The 24,884-nt window shown below is 64.6% G+C and carries 18 protein-coding genes; 11 read left to right on the top strand and 7 right to left on the bottom strand.

The features are described from left to right. The first annotated feature begins 220 nt into the window (after nt 1-220). The 4 genes from DYQ94_RS05340 (at nt 221) to DYQ94_RS05325 (ending at nt 4,096) form a co-directional block, all read left to right on the top strand. Nucleotides 221-562, top strand: coding sequence for a hypothetical protein (locus DYQ94_RS05340; protein WP_226427262.1), 342 nt, complete (start codon nt 221-223; stop codon nt 560-562). A gap of 173 nt (nt 563-735) precedes the next feature. Continuing rightward, nucleotides 736-1,422: a glycoside hydrolase domain-containing protein gene (locus DYQ94_RS05335; protein ID WP_054591483.1), complete on the top strand. Its 687-nt coding sequence runs from the start codon at nt 736-738 to the stop codon at nt 1,420-1,422. A 609-nt stretch (nt 1,423-2,031) separates the two neighbouring features. Next, nucleotides 2,032-2,655 (top strand): hypothetical protein, encoded by a 624-nt coding sequence (locus DYQ94_RS05330; protein ID WP_223293132.1) that lies wholly within the window; start codon nt 2,032-2,034, stop codon nt 2,653-2,655. 223 nt (nt 2,656-2,878) lie between these two features. Further along, nucleotides 2,879-4,096, top strand: a complete 1,218-nt coding sequence (locus DYQ94_RS05325) for a hypothetical protein (protein ID WP_065032612.1) — start codon at nt 2,879-2,881, stop codon at nt 4,094-4,096. Between the two features lie 402 nt (nt 4,097-4,498). On the opposite strand, the gene DYQ94_RS05320 is transcribed toward DYQ94_RS05325, so the two are convergent. Next, entirely contained in the window at nt 4,499-6,022 is a 1,524-nt protein-coding gene (locus DYQ94_RS05320; RefSeq protein ID WP_126966162.1) for an AraC family transcriptional regulator, read from the bottom strand. A gap of 445 nt (nt 6,023-6,467) precedes the next feature. On the opposite strand from DYQ94_RS05320, the gene mdtD reads away from it, so the two are divergent. Then, nucleotides 6,468-7,889: a multidrug transporter subunit MdtD gene (gene mdtD, locus DYQ94_RS05315; protein ID WP_102580883.1), complete on the top strand. Its 1,422-nt coding sequence runs from the start codon at nt 6,468-6,470 to the stop codon at nt 7,887-7,889. Between the two features lie 75 nt (nt 7,890-7,964). Here mdtD and DYQ94_RS05310 read toward each other — a convergent pair whose 3' ends face one another. Together DYQ94_RS05310 and DYQ94_RS05305 are read right to left on the bottom strand one after the other, a co-directional pair. Further along, nucleotides 7,965-11,507: a hybrid sensor histidine kinase/response regulator gene (locus tag DYQ94_RS05310; RefSeq protein ID WP_425519001.1), complete on the bottom strand. Its 3,543-nt coding sequence runs from the start codon at nt 11,505-11,507 to the stop codon at nt 7,965-7,967. A 237-nt stretch (nt 11,508-11,744) separates the two neighbouring features. After that, nucleotides 11,745-15,311, bottom strand: a complete 3,567-nt coding sequence (locus DYQ94_RS05305; protein WP_126966165.1) for a hybrid sensor histidine kinase/response regulator — start codon at nt 15,309-15,311, stop codon at nt 11,745-11,747. 96 nt (nt 15,312-15,407) lie between these two features. Between DYQ94_RS05305 and DYQ94_RS05300 the strand changes: the two genes are divergently transcribed. The 4 genes from DYQ94_RS05300 to DYQ94_RS05285 all read left to right on the top strand — a co-directional run bounded on the left by DYQ94_RS05300 (nt 15,408) and on the right by DYQ94_RS05285 (nt 17,999). Then, on the top strand, nt 15,408-16,064 hold the full coding sequence (locus tag DYQ94_RS05300) for a YceI family protein (RefSeq protein WP_126966166.1): 657 nt from the start codon (nt 15,408-15,410) through the stop codon (nt 16,062-16,064). A gap of 2 nt (nt 16,065-16,066) precedes the next feature. Next, the gene (locus tag DYQ94_RS05295) at nt 16,067-16,630 is read left to right on the top strand and encodes a cytochrome b (protein WP_046343717.1); all 564 of its coding nucleotides are present in this window, start codon (nt 16,067-16,069) and stop codon (nt 16,628-16,630) included. 10 nt (nt 16,631-16,640) lie between these two features. Further along, nucleotides 16,641-17,210: a YceI family protein gene (locus tag DYQ94_RS05290; protein WP_126966167.1), complete on the top strand. Its 570-nt coding sequence runs from the start codon at nt 16,641-16,643 to the stop codon at nt 17,208-17,210. 150 nt (nt 17,211-17,360) lie between these two features. Continuing rightward, the gene (locus DYQ94_RS05285) at nt 17,361-17,999 is read left to right on the top strand and encodes a cold shock domain-containing protein (protein WP_311542034.1); all 639 of its coding nucleotides are present in this window, start codon (nt 17,361-17,363) and stop codon (nt 17,997-17,999) included. A 415-nt stretch (nt 18,000-18,414) separates the two neighbouring features. Here the strand turns inward: DYQ94_RS05285 and DYQ94_RS05280 are convergent, their stop codons facing one another. Then, the gene (locus DYQ94_RS05280) at nt 18,415-18,648 is read right to left on the bottom strand and encodes a glutaredoxin family protein (RefSeq protein ID WP_102256090.1); all 234 of its coding nucleotides are present in this window, start codon (nt 18,646-18,648) and stop codon (nt 18,415-18,417) included. 85 nt (nt 18,649-18,733) lie between these two features. Here DYQ94_RS05280 and DYQ94_RS05275 point away from each other — a divergent pair, with 85 nt between their 5' ends. Then, nucleotides 18,734-20,116: an L-serine ammonia-lyase gene (locus DYQ94_RS05275; RefSeq protein WP_047126978.1), complete on the top strand. Its 1,383-nt coding sequence runs from the start codon at nt 18,734-18,736 to the stop codon at nt 20,114-20,116. A gap of 171 nt (nt 20,117-20,287) precedes the next feature. Further along, complete coding sequence (locus DYQ94_RS05270; protein ID WP_104609311.1) at nt 20,288-21,283, top strand: alpha/beta fold hydrolase; 996 nt, start codon at nt 20,288-20,290, stop codon at nt 21,281-21,283. A gap of 200 nt (nt 21,284-21,483) precedes the next feature. Here DYQ94_RS05270 and DYQ94_RS05265 read toward each other — a convergent pair whose 3' ends face one another. From DYQ94_RS05265 to metX, 3 genes are read right to left on the bottom strand one after another with little or no spacing between them, the layout of a single operon-like run. Continuing rightward, the gene (locus DYQ94_RS05265; RefSeq protein ID WP_160954746.1) at nt 21,484-22,572 is read right to left on the bottom strand and encodes a homoserine dehydrogenase family protein; all 1,089 of its coding nucleotides are present in this window, start codon (nt 22,570-22,572) and stop codon (nt 21,484-21,486) included. Continuing rightward, nucleotides 22,569-23,786, bottom strand: coding sequence for an O-succinylhomoserine (thiol)-lyase (locus tag DYQ94_RS05260; RefSeq protein ID WP_039519681.1), 1,218 nt, complete (start codon nt 23,784-23,786; stop codon nt 22,569-22,571). The genes DYQ94_RS05265 and DYQ94_RS05260 overlap by 4 nt, the downstream gene beginning before the upstream one ends. Continuing rightward, complete coding sequence (gene metX / locus DYQ94_RS05255) at nt 23,783-24,814, bottom strand: homoserine O-succinyltransferase MetX (protein ID WP_126966169.1); 1,032 nt, start codon at nt 24,812-24,814, stop codon at nt 23,783-23,785. The genes DYQ94_RS05260 and metX overlap by 4 nt, the downstream gene beginning before the upstream one ends. Between the last annotated feature and the right edge of the window lie 70 nt (nt 24,815-24,884).

Here is a 24,884-nt window from a genome sequence, read left to right as displayed (position 1 = left end):
CGCCGACGCGGCGCGCGAAGCGGTGCATGCAGGTCGCGCCGCTGCCCTAGCGGCCGCACGCCAGGGTATGGCGCAGGCCGAAAACGCACTCGGTGAGAGGCTGCGCGCGCTTGCAGCGCAGCACCCAACCGAAACCGCACCACTCGCCGCGCCGATGCGACCATCGCGTGCCGATGCCGTCACCCCGCTCCATTCCGCGTCCACTTCAGGAGATACCAGCATGTCCGACGATACTCAGCCCACGCCCCCGTACCAGACACCAGCCTCCATTGCGCAATCGTCAGGATCCTCGCAGATCGAAGCGGCGCTGAAAGCGGCGCAAGCCCAGATCGATCAGGCGATGGCGGCCAGCGATAGGGCAGTACGGGCGGCCATGCAGGCCGCAACCGCCGCGACCGCCGCAGCTGGCAATGACCAGGCGATCGATAGCGCCAACCAGGCACTGCAGCAGGCCGAACAAGCCGCCGCTGCGGCGGTGACCGCCGCGCAGCAGCAGACCGAGCAGGCAATGGCGGCGACGTCGCCGGCCACTCCGAACGCCGACGACGGAACAGCCAGCTGACGGAGCGATGCGTTTCGGCGTTGCGATGAAGCCGGTCTCGCGATGAACCCGTCCGGTCTCATTGGCGCCGGTCTGCCGGCTCCCCGCCGCCACGTTGATCCAGCAGCGCAGCCCCACTTGCCGCGGCCATCTAGCCCCGGCCCAGCCAACGCCCGATCCGAAGGAATTCCGACATGACCTTCTACACAGGCTTCGACACCGATCAATTCCCCGGATTGCCCGCCCTTGACTGGCTCAAGACCCAGGCCGAGCTGGCGTGGTGCGGCTACTACCTGGCACCGGCGCCAAGCCATGCCGACACCGGCTGGATGGGCCAACGCGCTGCGTTGATCGCACAAGGCTGGGGCCTGGCGCCCGTCTACCTTGGTCAGCAGACGATCGGCCCCGGTTCGCACGACGTCACCGCCCGGCAGGGCAGCCTCGATGGTGCACAGGCCGCAGCGCTGGCACGCGCCGAAGGCTTTCCCGATGGCGCGGTGGTCTATCTCGACTGGGAAGATGGCGGCAGCCCGCCACAGGCAGCCATCGACTACATCCGTATGTGGATCGCCGCGCTGTTGGGCAATGGTTTTTCGCCCGGCCTGTACTGCTCGCACGCGCGCGCAGTGGAACTGCTGTCGCGGATAGGCCCCTGCCCCTCCCCGCGCGTCTGGGCCTGGCGGGTCTCCACGGCAGGGCGTCACCTCTACGCCGGCGACATCCGGCACGTCCAGCCCTCCGATCCGGCCGGCTGCGGCTATTCCCAGGCCATGCTCTGGCAATACGAACAGGATGCGGTGCTGTCGCTTCCTGGTACGCCGTGCGATGGACTGGAAGTTGACCTCAGTTATTCGAGTTTAGCCGATCCGAGCTCGGCGTGATTGCGCGTATTTCCTGCATCGGGAAAAAGCAGGAACCCATAAACTCCAGCAATGCATGAAGATCCCTTGCAACCAACCCGACACTCCCTGCATCGATAGACGACACCACGCGTCACCCCACTTTCCCCCGCACTGATTCAATGCATTAAACGACCGGATAAGCGCATCACCTGCGTCAATCAATCCGCCAACGCACTCGTCGAAACCAGGCCAAAGCCGAATCCGGATTAACGCCTGGTGCGGACCTAGCTCCATGGAATCACATCATTATTCCATAGCAACCCTCGCCCAAAGGGCCCTTCAACGATTGGCTAGCGCCCTCGGAAAGAATAATAACTGTGGATTTTCCCCAATAAAGCATAGCGAAATCGGCGGTATTACCAAACGCTCCGACACCCCTGTCCAAGAGCCCACGTCTGTATCGAGCGTGCATACGCGTATCCCCGCAGACCGGGATCATGCCGATCTCACCGCATAAAACCTAGCGCCTGCAGCAGCCAGCCCACGAGTACGCATTACCGCAGCGGCAAGAGAACTCCGCCATCAGGTCGCTCGATCTCGGTACGGCATATGCCGGCCTGCACCTTCCGCCTCGAAAGGAGATGTGAAATGACAGTAATAGTTGATTTGATGTCAGAACAAACCAATTCCGTCGGCATCGCAGGCATCTCACGACATCAAGGACGTTGGAGGCACCGGCCAGACATGCGCTATGAAGTCGACCCCGACCCGACCTTGATCGCTTGGACCGAGCAAAACATGGGAATCGGATCCTCAAGATTATCGCGCTCTCCCCTGTTACAGCAATTTACAGGTCATACGGCCGTTCTGTCTCGTCTTCGCGGGCGGGTCCAGTTCGTCAGGGGACTGGTACCGAATGTGTCGGGTTATCCATGGGCGTTCTTTGGCCAAGGCGGTGGAGGCCACTGGCAAGATGATAGCGCCATGCTTGACGACCCGACCTGCGTCAGTTTCGAGATACCTGTAACAGAGGAGGATGCCGGAAATTTCCCGCGATGGTTCCGTGCTGTGGCTCCGGAAATCAATGTCTTCGCACTGAAGAATGGTGACGGATTCAATAGCTTCAATTGCGTCCTAGCTTCTCTCACGCTGCTCATCAACTACCTTCTCGAGTCGGAGAACGACTATTCCTCCTATGTCATCCAACTGACAAAAGTACGCGACTCGCTTCAAGGCCATTTGATGCAAAACATCATGGGTGGATTTATATAAATCCACCACATGACACGTCCGCCGCAATCACAACCCCGGCCAACAGCAGTGCATTGAATAATCACGCAACTCGACTACAGCGAAAGTTTAGCAGAAAAAGCCACATTTCACTCCATGAATGCATCAAAAGTTCACCCTCATACCACCGTAGTGCACGAGCCCCGTAATCCACACATAGATTAATACAGCGACCCAACCAGCCGAGATTCTGGAGACATCAAGAATGTCAACATTCACAGTATTTTTTTGCGGGACAGGATCGAACAGCCTGGATTACGACAGTGCAAACTACAGCGAAGGACAGCTTATCTCCACATTGGCACGCAACCATCTCGGGGTGGAGTTCGATGATTGGCTCATAGCAGATGGACCGGGCAGCGGGAATCAACAAGAAAACGATAAATGGACACTCCCGGGGAACTACACTGATGCTCGGGGTACTACTTTTGGCTCGGGCTGGGAGGAGAACGTCAAGCACGCGATTGCGGTGATCAAGAAGGACCCCAGCCATATGAGGACCTTGATGACAGATGCGGAAATACGCATCCTACAAAGGGAAAAGGCAGCTGCCGAAGCAGCTGGACTTGAGCCGCAGAACACTTTTGGTGGCTGGACCCCTGCCAATAAGCACCGAAAAATCGTTCCCCAAGCCTTACAAAAGGCGCGAGCAAAAGTCCTGCGAACACCACTGCCTGACCGCGTCAACCTCATTGGCTGGAGCCGTGGCGCAGTTACCTGCCACATGATGGCCAATGCAATGTATGCCGACCCGCAGCTCCGCCACATCTGCGTCAACATTTTTGCGATAGACCCGGTACCCGGTCCTTTGAATTTCCAGTTAAACAGGACAACACTGAATACCAACGTGCTGGAATACCGCGCCGTATACGCACGCGATGAGAGGGCGCGCGGCTTTACTCCGATCATCCCGGACGTAAAAGTAAAGAAGGAACTAATCCTCATGCCTGGTGCCCATGCGACCCTTGTCGGAAACGCATCCAAGAATGGCAAGGGCGGCGGCAACCAGATCTTTCCGGAACCAGGACAAATGGTGCGGCATCTTGCGGAGACATTCCTGCGGGATAATGGGACGCAGCTCGGCTCATGCCTGAATCTGAAGGATACCGGCTTATTGGAACTCTACGAACAAATTCTCAAGGACGATAGAAGCTACATCGCAATGCGGCAACTGGGCTACGGCATGGGATGTGTGGAAACGGAAAGCGGAGACCGATGGGCAGCCGTGGGTTCCGGTGCGGTTGTTGCGGGCCTGACATCGCTACCGATGCTGCACCCCGATCCGATCTTTGTAAATTGGCACCATCGCAGTGTTTACATCAAGCACTATGCCGATCTGACAGGAAGGCCGGAGGCCATTGAAAGGGACTTGCTGGCTCAGTGGTTCCCGGTAACCACAGGGCGGTTTATTAGTCGTCCCTGAAAGACGTCACTCGCCCGACCGCCCCAATGCGTTACAGGCAGCCCAACCGTGCCACAACTGCGCTTTTTCGCTACGCTGGACCTGATCGCTAGCAATCCGGGACCATCCTTGCACTGCCGTACCCGTGGCCGAATGATGCCAGCTCGTTGTCGGCAGCGCAGGAGTGAAGCGGGATTGGACGGGTTGCTGACGCACGCGATCGATGCCGCGCATGTAGTAGAGGTAGAGACAGCCGATGGGCACGACCCGGCGCGGGCGATCTTTTCGGGCGCCGCAAGTCGGCCACCCCAACCAATCGGTGCTTGAATAGAATTTTTTCTGAGAGGCGGCGCATTTGTAAGCAACCGCATGCTGGGCCCAGCCGATGAACCCAGCACGAAGTTGGGGCCTCATATCTGACGGTCAATCCTGGCCATAGACCCTACGGAACTCACGCGGGCTCACCCCAACCAGCCGTCGGAAGCTCTTTTCGAAATGGCTCAGGTCGCCGAAACCGACCTTTAGCGCGACTTCGGTGATGCGCAGCTTGCGCTGCTGATGCAAAAGCTCCTTGGCCTTTTCGATCCGTAGCTGCTGCAACATCGGTTTGAACGGGGTGCCGAGTTCGTCGCGGAACAGAAAGCCCAGATGCGACTGGCTGACATGCGCCTGCCGGGCCAGATCGCCCAGGGTCAGCGGCTCGGCATAGTGCTCGCCCAGATGCACCAGGGCGCGCCGCAGTGCGTCGTGCAGGGTGGCGAGACGTTGCCCGGGGCGATGCGGAAGGCCGTCGATCCAGTCGACAGGCGTTTCCGGCGGCGTGGGCTCAGCCGGAAGATCGGCCGGTTGCGACACCGTGGCGCATGCATCGCGCTGCGCTTCTTGCGTCCGGCCTTCCAACAGACGCGGTGCGTGGCGCTGGATGTCGGCGCTGCCGATCGGCCTGCCGGCTGTCATGACCGCCAGGCGCAGCACCACCCGCTCCAGCTCCTGGAGGTTTTCCGGCCATGGGTAGTGAGTCAGGGCGTCCATCAACACCTCGGTGACCACCTGATCGTGATCCAGGCCATGCCGGTCCAGCACATGCTCGACGTGAAAGCCGATATCTGTCCGTCGCTTGCGCAACGGGGTAAGTTCGATCGACAGGACATCCAGTTGCGACAGCAGCGTTCGCGAGAAGCGTCCGGCACGTACGCGGCGCGACAGATCAGCGGTCGTGGAGGCGACCACGCGTGGCGAGTCCTCGCCGTCCACGGCGGACCATGGCCCGCCGAGGCCACAAAGCTGCCCGGCCAACTGGCGCTGTAGCGCGTCGTCGAGCTCGTCCACGCTCTGCAGGAACAGCGTTCCCCCGGCCCCGCGCTTGAACCATGCCGCCGGTGCGTCGCCGGGAGCGGCGCAGTCGATCGCAACGAACGGCCCCTCCCGCCAGGGTGCAGCTGCATGCAGCAAAACGGCCACCGTTTCCTTCTCGGTTCCGAACTCGCCGCGCACGATGACCGGCAAGCGACTGTATGCGCCGTGCTCGACAAATTCGTCGATCGTCAAGACCTCTTCGCTCACGCCCACGATCGACAGCGCGCGACCAAACCGGTCTTGCGCGATTGCCCGCGCGGCATCGCGCTTGATCAGGTACGCACAATACTTTGCGATCTGCTGGCACAGCGTCATCGCCTCCGGGGTCATTCGTTCTTGAGCCGGCATGACATTCAGTGTGCCGAGCACTTGCCGGCCGTGCTGGACGGGAAAACACTGCGTGGGCGGGGGCTGGGTTTCTGCCAGAACCGGACCCGGTGGACCGTGATGCTCCACCGCGACAAACTTACATGCCGCGCCGTTCGTGATCGCGCTCTGCGACAGTTGTGCAGCGATCTTTCCCAGCATTTTCTCCAAGGGATCGCCTGGGAAATAGGCGCGCTGCACTACATCAAAGACTTGCTTTTCCATGGATGCTTTCGACCTGATCTACTGGCGCGCTCGGAAGGCGGCCAGACCCAAGTCGCGCCATCCCTGACCAGACCGTCGGCAAAGCTCCAAGCGTGCATTCCGCTTTTTCTACGAACGCTCCCCTCGCCCGCCCTCGGTCGATCCACCCTGATGTGAGACAACGCTCGCTTGCGGTGACTGGACGGTGGCAGGCGCAAAACGATTCGCCAGCAAAGCAACCGCTTGGTGCAAGCCAGATCTGGCATTAGCACGCCGCCACAGCCCGTTCCCGACGATTCGTAGCATCGGGCTTGTCCGCAATTGGATTGGGTGCGGCGCGTCTCACTCGTTGCCGCTGCGGCGATGCGACGCTGCGACGGGCTCAAGCAATGGCGTCGTATATAGTGTTGCGACGTTCTGCACGCGCGCGCAGGGATAATGCGCTGTCTTCCCGATGGCGATGCTCATGTCCCAACCCGTGCCCACCTTGCGCGCCTACGACACCATCAAGCCGCTGCTGTGGCTGGTGTCGCTGGCGATCTTCATGCAGATGCTGGATGCGACCATCGTCAATACGGCGCTGCCGTCGATGGCGCGCAGCCTGCACGAAAGCCCGCTGCAGATGCAGTCGGTGGTCTTCAGTTACGCGTTGGCGGTGGCGATGTTCATTCCCGCATCGGGCTGGATTGCGGACCGCTTCGGCACCCGGCGCACCTTCCTGGCGGCGATCATCGTGTTCACGCTGGGCTCGCTGCTGTGCGCCGCCGCGCAGCAGCTGCCGCAGCTGGTGGCGGCGCGCGTGGTGCAAGGCATTGGCGGGGCGATGCTGCTGCCGGTGGGCCGGCTGGCAGTGCTCAAGACCGTGGCGCGCGCCGACTTCCTGCGCGCGATGAGTTTCATCGCGATTCCCGCATTGATCGGCCCACTCGTCGGCCCCACGCTGGGCGGCTGGCTGGTGGAAGTCGCCTCGTGGCACTGGGTGTTCCTGATCAACCTGCCGATCGGCGTGATCGGGTTCATCGCCGCGCTGAAGATCATGCCCGACCACTACGGCGATGCACGCCAGCGCTTCGATTTGATCGGCTATCTGATGCTGGCGTTCGGCATGGTGGCACTGTCGCTGGCGCTGGACGGCATCTCCGAGCTCGGCCTGCGCCATGCCTTTGTCATGCTGCTGGCCATCGGCGGGCTGGCCGCGTTGGCCGGTTACTGGCTGCATGCGGCCAGCACGCCGGCGGCGTTGTTTCCACTGGCCTTATTCAAGGTGGCCAGTTATCGCATCGGCATCCTGGGCAACCTGTTTGCGCGGGTGGGCAGCGGCTCGATGCCGTTCCTGATTCCCCTGTTGTTGCAGGTTGGCCTGGGCATGAGCCCGATGAATGCCGGGCTGATGATGGTGCCGGTGGCGCTGGCCGGCATGGCGGCCAAACGTGCAGCGGTGAAGCTGGTCGGTCGCTTCGGCTATCGCCGCGTATTGATGCTCAATACCGTGCTGGTGGGCCTGGCGATGGCGAGCTTCGCGCTGGTCGATGTCGGCCAGCCGCTATGGCTGCGGCTGGTGCAGCTGGCCTGCTTCGGCGCGGTGAACTCGCTGCAGTTCACCGTCATGAACACCGTGACCTTGCGCGACCTGGATCGTGAGCAGGCCAGCCCCGGCAACAGCCTGCTATCGATGGTGATGATGTTGGCCACCGGGTTCGGCGCGGCGGCAGCGGGCAGTCTGCTGGCCGCCTTCAACACACATCTGGGCGACAGCCACGGCGCCACTGCCGCATTGCATGCGACCTTCCTGTGCGTCGGTGGCATCACCTTGTCGTCGACGCTGATCTTCTGGCAGTTGGCCGAGACGCGGCCACATCCCAAGCAGGTGGAAGAAGTCGCCGAATGACGCAGCCGCTGCGCCATTGACCAGCGCCGCGCGCCAGCGCAGCGCCGTGTGCGATTTCAACTGCGGTGCACGGCTCTAGATCTGCTCGCGCGGGCGTTCGCGCCGCAATGCCTCGGCGATGGTGTCGGCCAGCATGTCGCCGGTGAGCGGCTTGCGCAGGAAACTGTCGAACCCGGCTTCCTGCGCGGTGGGCTCGGCCTCTTCGTCCGAGCGTGCGGTCACCGCCACCAGCGGCATGTCGTAACCGAACACGCGCAGCTGCCGCGCCAGGGCGAAGCCGTCCAGCCCGGGTAGGTCCAGATCGAGCAAGGCCAGGTCGAAAGGGTTGTCGGCCGCTTCGGTCAGCGCGGCCAGCCCGTGCGGTGCATGCACCACCGAGTGCCCTTGCGAACGCAGCAGGCCAACGATGACCTCGGCGATGGTGGGGTCGTCTTCCACCAGCAGGATACGCTGCGGGGCGACCGTGCCGCCGGTGCGCGCCACCTCGCCACCGAGCGTGGCGTTGGAAGCGACCCAGCGCAGCGGCAGATCCACCACGAAGCGCGTGCCCGCGCCGAGCCGGCTGATCACTTCGATATGCCCACCCATCGCCATCGCCAGTTCCTGGCAGATGGCCAGGCCCAGGCCGCTGCCGCCATAGCGCGAAGTGGTCTTGGCGCCGTCGCCCTGTTCGAAGCGCTGGAACAGGCGCGCTTTCTGATCGGCGTTGATGCCCGGGCCGGTATCGGCCACTTCGAAACGCAGCCCCTGATACGACCCGAGCGTGGTCAGCTTGAGCCCGACCACACCGCGCTCGGTGAACTTGATCGCATTGCTGAGCAGGTTGAGCAGAATCTGGCGAATGCGGGTGACATCGCCACTGGCGGTGATGTCGCCAAGCAGCCCTACCTCCAGGCTGAAACGCAGGCCGCGCTCCTGCGCCAGGGGCGCCATCAGGCCTTCCACCTCGGCCACCAGCTGGCGTACCGAGAACGGCTCCAGATCCAGTTCCAGACGACCGGATTCGATCCGCGCCAGGTCCAGCGCATCGTTGACCAGGCGCAGCAGATGCGCGCCGGCACGACGGATCGATTCGGTATAGCTGCGCTGCTTGTTGTCCAGCGAGGTCTTGAGCAACAGCTCGCTCATGCCCAGCACGCCGGTCATCGGGGTACGTACCTCGTGGCCGAGCGTGGCCAGAAAGCGCGTCTTGGCCAGCGACGCCTGCTCGGCCAGCTCCTGCTTGTGCACGGCCAGCTGCCAGGCGTTCAAACGCCGCAGGCGGCGGCGATACAACAACACCGCTGCGGCGATGGCACAGAGCGCGAGCACGCCCAGAAACACCAGTCCCCATGGCGACAACCACCAGGGCGGCAGCACCTGAAAACGTAGCGTCTGGCTGGCCGACCAGATGCCGTCGGCGGTGCGCCCCTGCACTTCCAGCGTGTAATGCCCCGCGGGCAGCCGCGAGAACTGCCGCTCGCCGCTGGGACCGACATCGATCCAGTCCGGATCGTAGCCACTCAACCGAAATCGGTAGCTGTTGGATTCGGAATCGGCCAGGCTGAGCAGGCGCGCGACGATATGCAGATCGCGGTCGCCATCCTGCATCGTCAGCGGCTCTTGCCCGGTGATATCCAGACCACGCTCCCCGCGCCGCAGGCCCACGCGTTCGATGATCAACGGCGGCCTGCGGGTGCTGGGGCGCATCGTGGCCGGGTCGAACACCACCACGCCGTCGGGCGATGCGGCGACGATGCGCCCGCTGCCGGCCTGCACCAGCGTGTTGATCTGCAACTGCTGGTTGGGCAGCCCATCGTGCACCCCGTACACCCGCACCAACCTGCTGCCGGGATCGATCCGGATCAGCCCGCGTTGACTGGACACCCACGCCACGCCCCTGGCGTCGACCACCAGGCCGTTGGGTGCCACCAACGGAAACTCCTGCTCCTTTCCGACCGTGTCCAGGTGCTTGAGCCGCTTTCCGTCCCACAGATACCGCCGGATCTCGCCGGCCAACCCGGTCCAGACCACGCCCCCCTCTCCCAGCCGGAACAGATAGGTCGGCAGGGACGGTGTACCGTCGACGGGGACAAATCGGTCGGCGGCGGGGTCCCAACGCCGCAGGCCGGCGTTATTGCTCAGCCATATCTGACCATCCGGGCCGAGGCGTAGGTCCAGGATGGTCAACACCTCCAGTCCATGACTGCCATTGACGATGGTCCGCAGCAGTTGCCCGTCCTGGTTGCGGATTTGCAGGCCATATTCCAGCACTGTCACCCACAGGCGGCCCTGCGCGTCCTCAGCCATCCAGCCCGGACGGTCCGCCGCACCGTCCGGATCAGGCTCGACGTCCTCACGGAGCTGCAAGCGTTTGACCTGCCCGCTCTGCGGGTCATACCGGACCAGTTTTCCTTCGACGCCGATCCAGACCAACCCGCGCCGGCTTTCGAGCATGGAGTCGGGCGGACGGGCATCGATTTGCGTCAGATGCGTCTGCAATTGGCCGGTCGCCGCATCGAGATACTCCAGCGCATGCCGCGAGCCAGCCAGCCAGACACCGCCCGCAGCCGAAGACGCCGTCGCCAGCACCGACGGATTGGTCAGCGACTGTGGATCAGCACCGTGGTGGGCCAGTACCGCAAAGGTGTCCCAATGCGGAGGCAGGTGCCACAGGCCACCTTCAAGCGCCGCAAACCACAGCCCGCCCTCGCGATCCTCGTAAGCGGTAATCCAGTTGCGCCTGACCAGGCCATGCGCCGACAGGCTGTAGACCGGCACGCTGCTGATGTCGGTTCCTGCGGTGGACAGGCCCAGGCCGCTCTCGGTGTCCAGCCAATAGCGCCCGCTGCGGTCGTGCAGCAACACTCCCATCACCCGCCGCTTGCTCACGGCCTTCTGCCACGGCTGGGGCCGCGCCTGGCCGTCGGCGTCCACGCGAAACGCATCGCCGACCACATCCGAGACCCATAAGGTGTTGCCGCTGCGCTCCATGTGCAGCCGGTTGACCGCCTGCGTGGTTCCGGGCAACGACACCCGCTGAAAATGCGCGCCGTCCCAGCGTGCGAGCCCGCCATGGGTCCCGATCCACAATGTTCCGTCGGGCGCGACCTCGAACCCGATCACGCTGTCGGACGGCAGGCTGGTCGGGTCGCTGGGCACGTTGGAAAAGCGCTGCATGCTGCCGTCGGGACGTCGCCGATACAGCCCGTGGGCCGCAGTACCAAGCCAGATATCGCCGTTCGGGGTGTAGGCCAGCGCCCACACCGTGATTTCGCGCAGCTCCGGAAACTGCGGGTTCTCCAGCCGCCTGAACGCGCGCGTCTTGGGCTCCAGAAAACCGGCTCCGCCGTTCTCGAATCCCATCCACACGCGATTGTCGCGATCGACGCAGATGGTCCAGATCGCGTTGCTGGTCAAGCCGTCTTCCATCCGCCAGATGCGGTAGTTGCGCCCGTCGAATCTGGCCAGGCCGTCATCGCTGGCGATCCAGAGATAGCCCTGCTGATCTTCGGCCAGCTCACTGACGGTGTCCGAGGGCAGCCCGTCGGCGACCGTGACCTGGCTGGGCACCGGCGTGAGCAGCGCGCCCGTGGCCGCCCGTGCAGGTGGCACCGTGACGTACACACACAGCGACACCGCTGCGATCAACCAGTAGGAAAAACACGAAAAAAGGCGCACGGGACAGGTTTCACGACAAGTCGCCGCATAGTGCGGGCCGCACGCGGTGCGAGCAAGCCCGAGCGGGCTTGTCGCGTCGCTCGTCCGTTTTCAGTCCCCGGCCCGAACCAGCGCATGCAGGGGGGCCTCGATCCGGTTCAACGCTGTTGCATCGGCGCCAGGCGGCAACCGTACGACCGGGCAAGCGATGACAGCTCAGCCGACGGCCGGGACGTCATGCGCAGCGGCGGCATCGGCCAGCACGCGTGCCAATGCCTGTGCAAGGAGCTCGCCGGTGACCGGCTTGCGCAGGAAGCCATTGCAGCCGGCGGCCATCGCCTGCGGTTCTGCGTCGGCATCGGCACGTGCGGTGACCGCGACGATCGGAAAGCGCACGCCGCGCGCGCGCAACTGCGCCACCAGCGCCGCACCGTCGATGCCCGGCAGGTCCAGATCGCACAGCCCCCCGTCGAAGCGGCGCGTACTCACCTCGGCCAACGCCGCCAGACCATGCAGGACATGGGTGACCTGATGGCCACGCGTCTGCAACAGGCCAACGATCACCTGCGCCACGGTCGGGTCGTCTTCGACCAGCAGCAACTGCAATGGCGCCTGTGCCTGCGGCGAGCTTGCCCGTGCAGGCGCAGGCACTGCGGGGAGCGCACTCACCCAGCGCAGCGGCAGCTCCACCACAAAACACGCCCCTTGCCCCAGTTCGCTGCTGACCGTCACCGCACCGCCCATCGCCGCTGCCAGTTCGCGGCAGATCGCCAGGCCCAGGCCGCTGCCGCCATGCCGGGCCAGCGTCACGGCGCCTTCGGCCTGCTCGAAGCGCTGGAACAGGCGCCCGCGCTGTTCTGCACTCATGCCCGGGCCGGTGTCGCACACTTCGATCCGGATGCCTTGCCCGTGGCTTTGCGGCACCACCCCCACACGCAGGCTGACGCTGCCACGCTCGGTGAACTTGACCGCGTTGAACAACAGGTTGAGCAGGATCTGTTGCACCCGGCTGGCATCGCCATGCAATGCAGGCGGCAGCGCGTCATCCAGCTCGCAGGCGAAGGCCAGCCGCTTCTGCTCGGCGCTCGGGCGCACCAGCTCCGCCACCTGCCCGATCAGCTGACGCAGATCGAAGTCGCGGTAATCCAGCGGCAGCTTGCCGGCCTCGATCCGCGCCAGGTCCAATGCATCGTTGACCAGCCGCAGCAGATGCTTGCCGGCCAGCTGGATCGCGCTGGCATAACCCTGCTGGCGTCCGTCCAAGGGCGTCTGCAGCAGCAACTCGCTCATGCCCAGCACACCGGTCATCGGCGTTCGCACTTCGTGCCCCAGGGTCGCAAGAAAGCGTGTCTTGGCCAACGATGCCTGCTCGGCCAGCTCGCGTTTGTGCTGGGCCAGCTGCCACTGCGCGCGCATGCGCACACGGCGGCGGTAGGCTGCCGCAAGCAATGCGCCCAGCAGCAGCACAAGCAGGCAAATGAGCGCGATGCCTGCGTCACTGCGCCACCACGGTGGATTGACCGAGAACCGCAGCGAGCGCATCTGTGAGCGATTGCCCAGCGGATCCACCCCTTGCAGCGTGAGTTCGTAGCTACCGGCAGGCAAGCTGGCGAATTCCCGGATTCCCGCGTTGCCTGAGGTCTGCCATTCGGTGTCGAAGCCTTTCAAGAAACTGCGATAACGATTGGACAGCGGGTCGCTGTACGACAGCAGACGGCTGACGATCTGCAGCTGCCGATCTCCAGGGCCAAGCTGAAACGGGCGATCCATTGGCAGCGCGACGCGTGCACCATTGCGTAGCACACTGACATGTTCCAGCTGCAGTGCCGGAACAAACGGTGCGATATCAGGCATTGCGGTATCCAGCAGCACGGTGGAGCCATCGCTGGTCGCCCCGATCAGGCTATCGCCCGCCATCAGCAGACAATGCTGAATGAATTCCTGGCTGGTCAATCCATCGCGTGTACCGATATTGCGTAGGCGTGCCGGCGTCACCGAAGGGTCGATCCGCCATAGCCCGCGCAAGCTGGAAATCCAGACCCTGCCACGCAGATCGATCCGCATTGCGGACGCATCGAACCCGGTCAGGCCATCCGCCTGGCCCACCTGACGCACGCGCACCCAACGTGTTGCGGTTTTTTTCCATTGTTCTGCACCGACGGCCCGATACACCCACACCATCTCCGGCGATTGGCTGGCAAACGCCTGGATCTGCGTCCCTTCCAACCCTGGGACCGGCACGAACTGGTGTGACGCTTCGTCCCAGGCAAACATGCCGCCTTCGCCTGCAACCCAGACACGCCCGTCCGGGCCCTGTTCCAGCTGCTGTACGGCGATATCGCGCAAACCGTGCAAGTCCTGCTGCGTGATGCGCTGCAAGACACGACCGCTACGCAGATCGCGCTGCTGCAGCATGTCGATGAAGGCCATCCACACCGTATCGCCATGCTCGATGATCCAGTCAGGCGCCGATAGCGCCGACGCCGGTTCGGGGCCATCGGACGGCCAGTGGATGAATTCACCGGTCCGCAGGTCCATGCGGGAAAGGCCAAAGCTCAAATTGCCTAGCCAGACACGTTGCAGGCGATCCTCCAGCGCCGACACCAACTCCATGTCCTTGAGTTGCGACGACTGCAACCCTGTCTGAAACGTGTCGCCAGTGCTTGGATCGACCCGCAACAAGCGACCTTCCGCATCGACTTGCCACAGACCACCGGAACGTGTGGCAGGGGCCAGGTTGCAATAGATGGCATCACCCGTCGGCACCGCGGGTTTGAGCACGGCAGTGCGCTTCCAGTCTGCCGGCAAGTACCCAAGGCCGGTGCCATGCATCGGAACCCATAGCCCGCCATCAGCGGCTCCAAGCAGGCCAATGACATTCCGGCGTGACAAAGCCCCCTCTCCGCTGAAGGCTGGGACCGGTGGACGCTCGCCGCGGGTCCGCCACAGACCGCGTCCGCTTCCCAACCAGAATTCGCCGTCCGGGGCAGCCACTGCACCCCAGAATTCGTTGCCGGTGCCGAACATCGTCCCCCAGGGAAGCGGCTGCCATCGATCGTCGGATCCCATGACGTGCAGCCCCGACTCGCTGCCCAGCCACAGACGGTCCCCCGCCCATTGCAGACCGAAGATGGCAGACTGCCGGTTAGGCTCGTCCGGGACATAGACGCGATGCAGACGTTTTCCGTCGTAATACGCCAGTCCACTGGTGGTTCCGATCCACAGCCGCTGCCGGTTGTCTGCCGCAAGATTCATGACCATGGCCTGGTCAAGGTCGCCATCGAGCGTACCCAGATCCACCGACGACATCACGCCGGAAGTATCGATGCGAATCAGCGCGCCGGTCGTGGTTCCGGCCCAGATATCGCCGTCGAACGCAGTGATGCTGTAGATCTCGCCGTCCTTCATCGACGGATAGTCAACCGCGCGGTAGTGCCGAAAATAGCCTCGTCCGGCATCCATGACGCTCAGCGTCTTGCCGCAGCCGATCCATATCCTGTCAAGCGCGTCGATGTGCAGCGCCTGGATCGCGTTGCAGGGCAACGATGTCGGGTCGGAAGGATCATGTCGCCAGGTCCTGAATCCTGCGCCGTCGTACCGCACCAAACCATCCAGGGTGCCAAGCCACAGATAGCCGGCGCGGTCCTGGTGGATCGCAACCACCATGGTCGATGGGAGTCCGTCGCTGGGACCCACGATCCGGAAACGCGGAATCTCCGGAATCTTCGCCACACAGGGCATTGCGCCCAGCAGCAAGACCAACAAAACAGCAAGCGCACGCATGTGGGCATCCTTTCCACGTCCAGCCCGCATGCTCGCAACGGATCGTTGCGAGCGCAAGCCAAGCGCGGTGCAGCGGGATATGTCTAGAATCCGCCCATGACAACCCTCGCCCGCCTGTTGCTGCTTCCCGCCCTGGTCGTGACCAGCCTTGCCGCGACCGCCGCGCCGGTGCGTTACGCGCTGGATCCGGTGCACACGCGGGTGCTGTTCGCGGTCGAACATGCCGGCTTTTCCAAGGCGTTGGGCACCGTTTCCGGGACCAGCGGCACGCTGGTGTTCGACCCGGACGACTGGGCCTCGGCACGGCTAGACGTGACCGTGCCGCTGCACCGCGCCGACCTGGGCGACGCCAAGTGGAACGAGGCCACCCTGGCACGCAACCTACTCGACGCCAAGCGCTTTCCCGACGCGCATTTCGTCTCCACGCAGGTGGAAGCCAGCGGCGAGAACCACGCCAAGGTCACCGGCAACCTGACCCTGCACGGGGTCACCCGCCCGGTCACCCTGGACGTCACCCTCAATGCGCTCAAGCGCCATCCATTGCCGCCGTTCCGCCGCACCGCCGGGTTCTCCGCCACTGCCACGCTGAGCCGTGCGGAGTTCGGCATCGACGCGTGGAAATCGATGATCGGCGATACGGTGGAACTGCGCATCGAAGCCGAAGCCGTGCGCGACGGCCGCGCCGACGACGACACGCCGCAACCCCAAAACGCACCCGCCGCCCCTGACGCTGCGCCCAGCCCGGAATCCTGAGCATGACCCTGAAGAACATCGAACGCTGGGGCGGTGTCAGCCAGACCCTGCACTGGCTGATCGCACTACTGATCCTGGTGCTGGGCATCGTCGGCCTGACCATGGGCGAATTGCCCAAGACGCCGAAATACTTCTGGGTCTACACCGCGCACAAGTCGGTGGGCCTGACCGTGTTGGCACTGGTGATCGTCCGGCTGGCCTGGCGCCTCTATGCGGGCGCGCCGCCGCCGGTGGCCGGCACCCCACGCTGGCAGGAACGCATCGCCGGGCTGACCCACTGGCTGCTGTACGCAATGATCTTTGCGATGCCGCTGTCGGGCTGGTTGTACGACTCCACCAGCGGCCTGCGCCCGTTCCGCTGGTTTGGCCTGTTCGCCGTGCCCAAGCTCAGCCCGCCGGACGAACAATTGCGTGCGGTTGCGCACTTCATCCACGAGTGGGGCTTCTGGCTGTTGATTGCCGTGGTGCTGGCGCATGCCGGCGCTGCGCTCTACCACCACCTGTTCCAGCGTGACGCCACCTTGGTGCGGATGTTGCCGCGCGGCTGGCTCTCTTCCAAACCCTAAAGGATTCCCCATGTCGTCCAGGTTGTTCGCCTCTCCCCTGCTGGTCGCCGCCTCGCTGGTGGCCACGTTCGCCACCGCCCCGGTCCTCGCTGCCGACTACGTGCAGGCGCCCGGCTCGTCGCTGGTGTTTGCCAGCAAGTACGACGGCGAAGTGTTTACCGGCAAGTTCCCCGGTTTCGACACCACGCTGAGTTTCGACCCGGCCAATCTTGCCGGCGCCAAGCTCGATGTGCGCATCCCGCTGGCCAGTGCCATCAGCGGCAACAACGACCGTGACTCGACCCTGCAGGGGCCGGACTTCTTCAATGTCGCCAAGTTCGCCACCGCGCGCTACCGCGCCGACAAGTTCCGCGCACTCGGCGGCAACCAGTACGCGGCCGACGGCACGCTGGAACTGCGCGGCGTCAGCAAGCCGGTCACGCTGACCTTCACCTGGACACCCGGCACGCAGCCGGTGCTGGCCGGCAAGGCGGTGGTCAAGCGACTGGACTTCGGCGTCGGCGGCGGCGACTGGGCCGACACCAAGACTATTCCCAACGAAACCGCGATCAGCACCAAGGTCGTGTTCAAGGCGAAGTAACGCCACCGGCCGCAACCGGACGCGGCCATTGAACGGCGGACTACCTCGTCGGGTCCGCCGTTTTTTTGTGCCTGACGGCCGGATGACACCGCGCGACAGCTAGACTCGGCATCCATCCCAGGGACGCCGCCGATGCGCACACATGGAATCTTGACCCGCTGGAATACCAATCGCGGCTTCGGCTTCATCACGCCGGCGCAGCCGGGGGATGATTTGTTCGTGCACATTTCAGCGTTTCCCCGCGGCTTTGAAACGCCACGCATCGGCGAGCTGATTTCCTTTGAGATCGAACCGGGCAAGGATGGGCGACGGCAGGCAGTGCGCGTGATGCGCGCTGGCGCGCAGTCAGCCGGACGTGGCGCACGCCGGCAGCATGCGGCAGCGCGATCACCATCGCCCCATCGCTCGCTCGGGCTGGGCAAGGTCATGTTGCTGCTGCTTGTGGCAGGTGCTGGCGGCTATGCGTATCTCAGTCGGGACGCGCTGCTGCCAGCCCCCGCCCCCACTGAAACTGCGTCAGCAGCACCGGCACCGGCAACGGCAACGGCAACCAGGACGCTGCCAGACCGCGCAGCGCTCCAGAGCTCGCCAGCGATAACGCCAGCTGCAGCAGCAGGCACAACGTCGGCCACAACCGCACCCACACCGCACTACAGCTGCGGCGGCCGCAAACACTGCTCGCAGATGACCTCCTGCGACGATGCCACCTGGGTGTTGCGCAACTGCCCCGACACAACGATGGACGGCGACCACGATGGCGTGCCCTGCGAGCAGCAGTGGTGCCATTGAATCAATACGGCTGACACCTTGAACGGGCGGCCGACACGATTCGTTCGTCAGCCCCATCGTGTTGGATGCAGTCAAAAGCCGAGGTCAAACGCTGAGTCGGTCGAGGGCGCGGTGCCCTCACCAGACAGATGCCGGTTGTGTTGTTGAAAACCCTACACAACGACCAGCTCGACGGGTCCTTGTCCGCCCACCGTCGCGGGACCTTACGCGGCCTCGATGCCGCGTAAGCGCCTACACGGACATACGTGCGGCGTGTCCCGCGAAGGTGAGCGGGCAAGCGCCCGGCAGCCAAGCAGCAGATCGGCCGCCTTGCAGCGAAGGCCCAGATCATCCGCTCCGCACCAGACGGGCACGAAGCCGTTTTCAGCCACTCCAGATCCAAAATCTGGCGCGCACCGGAGGCGAACACGCCGCTTCATCGCGTACCGGCATTCAACCACTCGCGCAACCGCCGGCTGTCGAATGGCCAATCCAGCTCGCGCCCGTGCGTATCGCCCACCACCGGCACACGCTCCCCGTAAGCGGCCTCAAGCGCCGCATCGCCGTCGATGAAGACACTGCCGAACTCGCCTGCGCGTGCCTGCGCCAGCACTTCCACGGCCTGGTCGCACAGGTGGCAGTCGTCGCGCTGGTACAGGATCAAGGCCATCGGGAACTCCCATGCTGCGCTGCAGCCGTGCCGCAAGCGCCGAGCGACTAGAATAGCCGCCTTTACGCTCACCTCTCCGGCAAGCATGGCTGTCAGCACGTTCGACCTGTTCAAGATCGGCATCGGTCCGAGTTCCTCCCACACCGTGGGGCCGATGCGCGCGGCCGAGCGCTTCGTGCATCGTTGGCTGCTGGATGCCGGCCGCCTGCAGGATGTGGTGCGCATCCGCGCCGAGGTCTTTGGCTCGCTGGCCCTGACCGGCCGCGGCCACGGCACCGACAAGGCCGTGCTGCTCGGCCTGGAAGGCCACCGCCCCAACCTGATCGACCCGGACATCATCCCGGCCACGCTGGAGCGCATCCGCACCAGCAAGCGCATCAGCCTGATGGGCCAGCACGTCGTCGCTTTCGACGAAAAGCGCGACCTGCCGATGAACAAGCGGCAGAAGCTGCCCTACCACACCAACGGCATGCGCTTTACCGCCTACGATGCCGATGAAGCGGTGATCGCCACGCGCGACTACTACTCGGTCGGTGGCGGCTTCGTGGTCAACCAGGACGATGCCGCCGACGACCGCATCGTGGCCGACGAAACGCCGCTGCCCTACCCCTTCCTCAGCGGCGACGAACTGCTCGCGCAATGCGCACGCAGCGGCCTGAGCATCGCCGCGCTGATGTTCGAAAACGAAAAGAGCTGGCGCAGCGAGGACGAGATTCGCGCTGGTCTGCGCGAGCTGTGGGCGGCAATGCAGTCCTGCGTGGAGCGCGGCATCCGCCAGGAAGGTACGCTGCCGGGCGGCCTGAACGTCTCGCGGCGCGCGCCGGCGTTGTATCGCGAGCTGTCGTCCAAACCGGAAGCGGCAATGCGCGATCCGCTGACCACACTGGACTGGGTCAATCTCTACGCACTGGCCGTCAACGAGGAAAACGCGGCCGGTGGTCGCGTGGTCACTGCACCCACCAATGGCGCAGCCGGCATCATTCCGGCGGTGCTGCATTACTTCGACCGCTTCTGCCCCGGCGCATCCGAGCAGCGCATCTTCGACTTCCTGCTCACCGCTGCGGCCATCGGGATCCTCTACAAGGAAAATGCCTCCATTTCCGGCGCCGAGGTCGGCTGCCAGGGTGAAGTGGGCGTGGCCTGTTCGATGGCCGCCGGCGGTCTGGTCGCCGCGCTGGGCGGCAATCCGGGGCAGATCGAAAACGCCGCCGAAATCGGCATGGAGCACAACCTGGGCCTGACCTGCGACCCGATCGGCGGCCTGGTGCAGATCCCCTGCATCGAACGCAATGCAATGGGCGCGGTCAAGGCGATCAACGCCAGCCGCATGGCCATGCGCGGCGACGGCAAGCACAAGGTGTCGCTGGACAAGGTCATCAAGACCATGCGCGACACCGGCCGCGACATGCAGGACAAGTACAAGGAAACCAGCCGCGGCGGCCTGGCGGTCAACGTTATCGAATGCTGAGCCGGGCGCGGCCCCGGGCCGCGCCATGTATTGCAGTCACTCTCCAGGCATCGCGAAACTGGGCAATGCATCCAACGGCAGCGCCCGCCGATGCAGTCGCATGCCAGCGCTGTACGTCCCCACCACATGCCGCCATGTACCGTCTGACGCTGGATTCCGACGGAGATCGCGATGCGACAGCTTGCCTGCACTCTCGCCCTGGCCCTGGCCTGCGGCCCTCTGATGGCACAGGAAGCCAGCTACGGCCCGCGCCTGGAAGGCTTCGATTACCCGTATCCGGTCAAGACCTTTGCGTTCACCTCGCAACGGCAGCCGCTGGAAATGGCGTACCTGGATGTCGCGCCCACCGGCAAACCCAACGGACACACCGCCGTGCTGCTGCATGGCAAGAACTTCTGCGCCGCCACCTGGGAACAGACCATTGCCGCGTTGAGCACCGCCGGCTACCGCGTCATTGCGCCTGACCAGGTGGGCTTCTGCAAATCCAGCAAGCCGGCCGCCTATCAGTTTTCCTTCGCGCAACTGGCCGACAACACCCAGGCGCTGCTGAAGAAGCTGGGTATCGAACGTGCGGTGGTGGTCGGCCATTCGATGGGCGGCATGCTCGCCATCCGTTACGCGCTGATGTATCCGCAGGCCACCGAGCACCTGGCCTTGGTCGACCCGATCGGCCTGGAAGACTGGAAGGCCGAAGGCATTCCGTGGCGCAGCGTCGATGCCTGGTACGACAACGAACTGAAGATCAGCTTCGAGCGCATCAAGAAGTATCAGATGGAGGTCTATTACGCCGGCCAGTGGAAGCCCGAGTTCGAGCGCTGGGCGCGCATGCAGGCCGGCATGTCGCTGGGCAACGGCAGGCAGGCAGTTGCCTGGAACCAGGCGCTGACCTACGACATGGTGTTCAACCAACCGGTGGTCTACGAACTACCCAAACTCAGCGTGCCGACCACGCTGTTCATTGGTCTCAAGGACCGCACCGCGATCGGCAAGGACACCGCACCGCCCGAGGTCAAGGCGCGTGTCGGCGATTACACCAAGCTGGGCAAGCGTGCGGCCGCGGCGATTCCGAACGCGAAGCTCGTCGAGTTCGCCGATCTCGGACATTCGCCGCAGGTGCAGGACCCGACACGGTTCAATGCCGCGTTACTGAAGGCGATTGCGCCGTAAGCAATGCCAGCGGCGGTGCGATTGGCATGACCAACGCATCCTCCGAAGCTGCAGCTTGCGCAAGGGCGAGCTGCAGCTGAGCCGTTTGCAAGGTGCAGAGCAGTCGGCAGGCCATCAACACGCGTGGCGATCCAATCGACAGCGCGCGCCCCCACAGCCGCGCTCAAAGAGCGCCGGCGCCTTTCCATGTCCTTAGCCGGCTACCCAGCCACAATCCGCAACACATCATCCAGCAACGCCGCCGCCGTGACCTCGGCACCCGCGCCCGGCCCCTGGATCAGCAATGGCTGCTGGCGATAGCGATCGCTGCTGATGGCGACACGGTTATCGGTGCCGGCGCCGCCGGCCAGCGGGTGATCCAGCGCCAACTCGCGCAAGCCGACGCTGGCACCATGTGCGTCCACACGGCCGACGAAGCGCAGGCAACGCCCCGCGGCACGTGCCTGCTGCCAGCGCGCGCCGACCACCGCATCCAGTGCGCCCAGCTGCGCATTCAAGGCATCAAGCGGCAGCCGCGCAATGCTTGCCGGCACCAGCGATTCCACATGCACCTGTTCGGCTTCCAGCTGCCAGCCCGCCGCGCGCGCCAGGATCAGCAACTTGCGCCGCACGTCCTCGCCCGACAGATCGATGCGCGGATCCGGCTCGGTATAGCCGGCCGCCATCGCCTCACGCACGCAATCGGAAAATGCGCCGGTACCGTCGTAGCGATGAAACAGCCACGCCAGCGATCCGGACAACACCCCTTCGATCGAATGGATATGGTCGCCACCCGCCACCAGTGCGCGCACGCTGCTCAGCACCGGCAGCCCCGCCCCCACGGTGGCGCTGTCGCCGTAGTGCGCACCGCTGGCGTGACGCGCCGCGTGCACGGCCTGCGCGCGCGACAACGCGGTGCCCTGGCCTAGCTTGTTGGCAGTGACCACGTGTACGCCACGCAGCAGCCATTCCGCATGCCAGTCGGCAACGACCTCGCTGGCGGTCGCATCCACCAGCACATCGCCGGCACGTAACGCCGTGGTTTCCGCCCACGGCTGCAGCACGGCCTGGCCCCGCGGCGCGGCATTGGCCTGGTGCAGGGCCTGTGCGGCGCTGGTGCCGCAATCTTGGGCAATACGCGAGTTGGCCAACCAGTCAAAGCGCGGCAACTGCAGCTGGCGCTCCTGCAGCGCGGTGTAGCGCGCCACGAACGCGCGCCCCACCGTCCCGGTGCCCAGCAAGGCCAGCCGTGGTGTCGGCGTCACCGCTGCCGCCGAAGCGCGGCGCGAAACAGGCAGCACGGTACTCACGCGTCGACCTGTTTGCGGCTTGCGCTGGTCAGCGTCGCTTCGGCACGCGCCAGGCCGGCGCGCAGATCGATCAACAGGTCTTCTGCCGATTCGATACCGATCGACAGCCGCAGCAGGCCATCGGAAATCCCGGCGGCAGCGCGGGCTTCGGCGGTCATCGCCGCATGCGTCATCGAGGCCGGATGCGCGATCAGGCTTTCCACACCGCCCAGCGACTCGGCCAGGGTGAAATAACGCAGACCATCGACAAACGCGCGCACCGCAGCCTCGCCACCGTCGAGCTCGAAACTCATCATCGCGCCAAAGCCCTTCTGCTGGCGCGCAGCCAGTGCATGACCCGGGTGCGACGCCAGGCCGGGGAAATACACCTGGTTGACCACCGCATGCCCGTCCAGCAGCTCGGCGATGGCGTCGGCGTTTTCCTGATGCACGCGCAGGCGCGCATCCAGCGTGCGCAGACCGCGCAAGGTGAGGAAGGCATCGAACGGCGAACCGGTCAGCCCCAGCGCATTGGCCCACCACACCAGCTGCTGATGCAGTTCGGCATCGCGCGCGACCACCGCACCGCCCACCACATCGCTGTGGCCGTTGATGTACTTGGTGGTGGAGTGCAGCACCAGGTCCGCCCCGAACTCCAGCGGCTTCTGCAGCGCCGGCGACAGGAAGGTGTTGTCCACCACGGTCAACGCGCCAGCCTTCTTTGCCGCCTCGATGACGAAGCGCAGATCGGTGATGCGCAACAGCGGGTTGGACGGGGTTTCGATCAGCACCAGCTTGGGCGACTGCGCCAAAGCATCTGCCAGCGAACGCGGGTCGGTGAGGTCGGCGGTGATCAGCGCGAAGTGGCCCTTCTTGGCCAGCGCGTTGAACAGGCGCCAGCTGCCGCCATAGGCATCGTGCGGCACCACCAGGGTATCGCCCGGCTGCAGCAACGCATTGAGCACCAGATTGATCGCGCCCATGCCGGTGGAGGTGATCACCCCGCCCGCACCGCCTTCCAGCTCGGCCAGTGCTTCGCCGAGCAGATCGCGGGTCGGGTTGCCGCTGCGCGTGTAGTCGTACTGGCGCTTGTTGCCGAAACCATCGAAGGAGAAGTTCGACGACAGCACGATCGGCGGCGTCACCGCACCATAGGCAGTGTCGCGATCGATACCGGCGCGGACGGCGGCGGTGGCGGCAGTACAGGGGGCGTCGGCGGGGTCACGAAAGCTCATGCGGTTTCTCCGGTGATGCGAAGGGCAGTGGCGAGGATCGCGTCGATGCGATCGATTTCTTTCAGGAAGGCGTCGTGGCCATACGGCGAGCGCAGCACGCGCAGACTGCCGCGCGGCCCCAACCCTTCGACCAGGCTGACCAGGTCGGCCAGCGGCACCAGGCGGTCGCCCTCCACCGCAACGACGACGGTGGGCACGCGCACCTGCGCCGGGTCGATGCGATGCAGGTCGATGGATTCGGACAGCCGCAAGTAGGCGGTCACCGGCGTGCGCGCGACGTACTGCGCGCCGGCGGCATCCAGATAGTCTTCGGCGGCCACGCGCACGCGGCCATTGATCACTTCCGGCGGCGCGTCGAAGCGCTCGCTGAATTCTTCCGGGGTGCGGTAGCTGAGCATGGCGAACTGCCGTGCCAGCGCCAGCCCATGGTTTTCGGCACATTGCAGCTGGCCCAGCGCCACCGCGCGGCGCTGCAATGCACGCCAGGCGGCGGCATAGGGATGGGCGCGATGCGCGCCACTGACCGCAACCAGGGTACCGACACGGGCGGCATGGCGGGTCGCGAACTGCAAGCCGACCAGCGCACCGTACGAATAGCCGACAAAGCCGTGCAAACGCGCGATACCCAGCGCATCCAGCAAGGCGGCGATCGCATCGGCCTGGTCGGCGGTATCGATCGGCGCATCCAGCGTGCCGTCGGCACCGAGAAAGTCGAACGCCAGCAGGCGGCGCGATGCCGGATCCAGCGCGCGGCCGGCACCCACCAGGCCATCCACCCAACCCTTCTCGGGGAACAGGTCGCTGGCGGCCAGATGGCGATGCGCGGAAATCCCGCCGGCCACGAACACCACCGGCGCATTGGCGGCGCCGATCAGTTCATAGCGCAGCCGCAGCTCGCGCATGCCGGCATGGCGCATCGGCAAGGCAATGACAAGCTCGCCGCGTACGGCAATCAAGCCGTCATCGGTGGTGGCGGGTGTCTCGGCGTAATCGGTCGGTGATGGCGATGCTGTATTCACGAGGCTCATGGCGATATCCGGGGTGGATCGGCCATCGAGCTTCGCGGGAGCTCGCGTTCGACGTGCGCAAGGCACGATT

The sequence above is a fragment of the Xanthomonas sp. LMG 8993 genome (genome assembly GCF_009835065.2).
GTDB classification, from domain to species: domain Bacteria; phylum Pseudomonadota; class Gammaproteobacteria; order Xanthomonadales; family Xanthomonadaceae; genus Xanthomonas; species Xanthomonas arboricola.
Note: the sequence above shows the minus strand (reverse complement) of the source record. Positions and strands in the feature narration are given on the sequence as shown.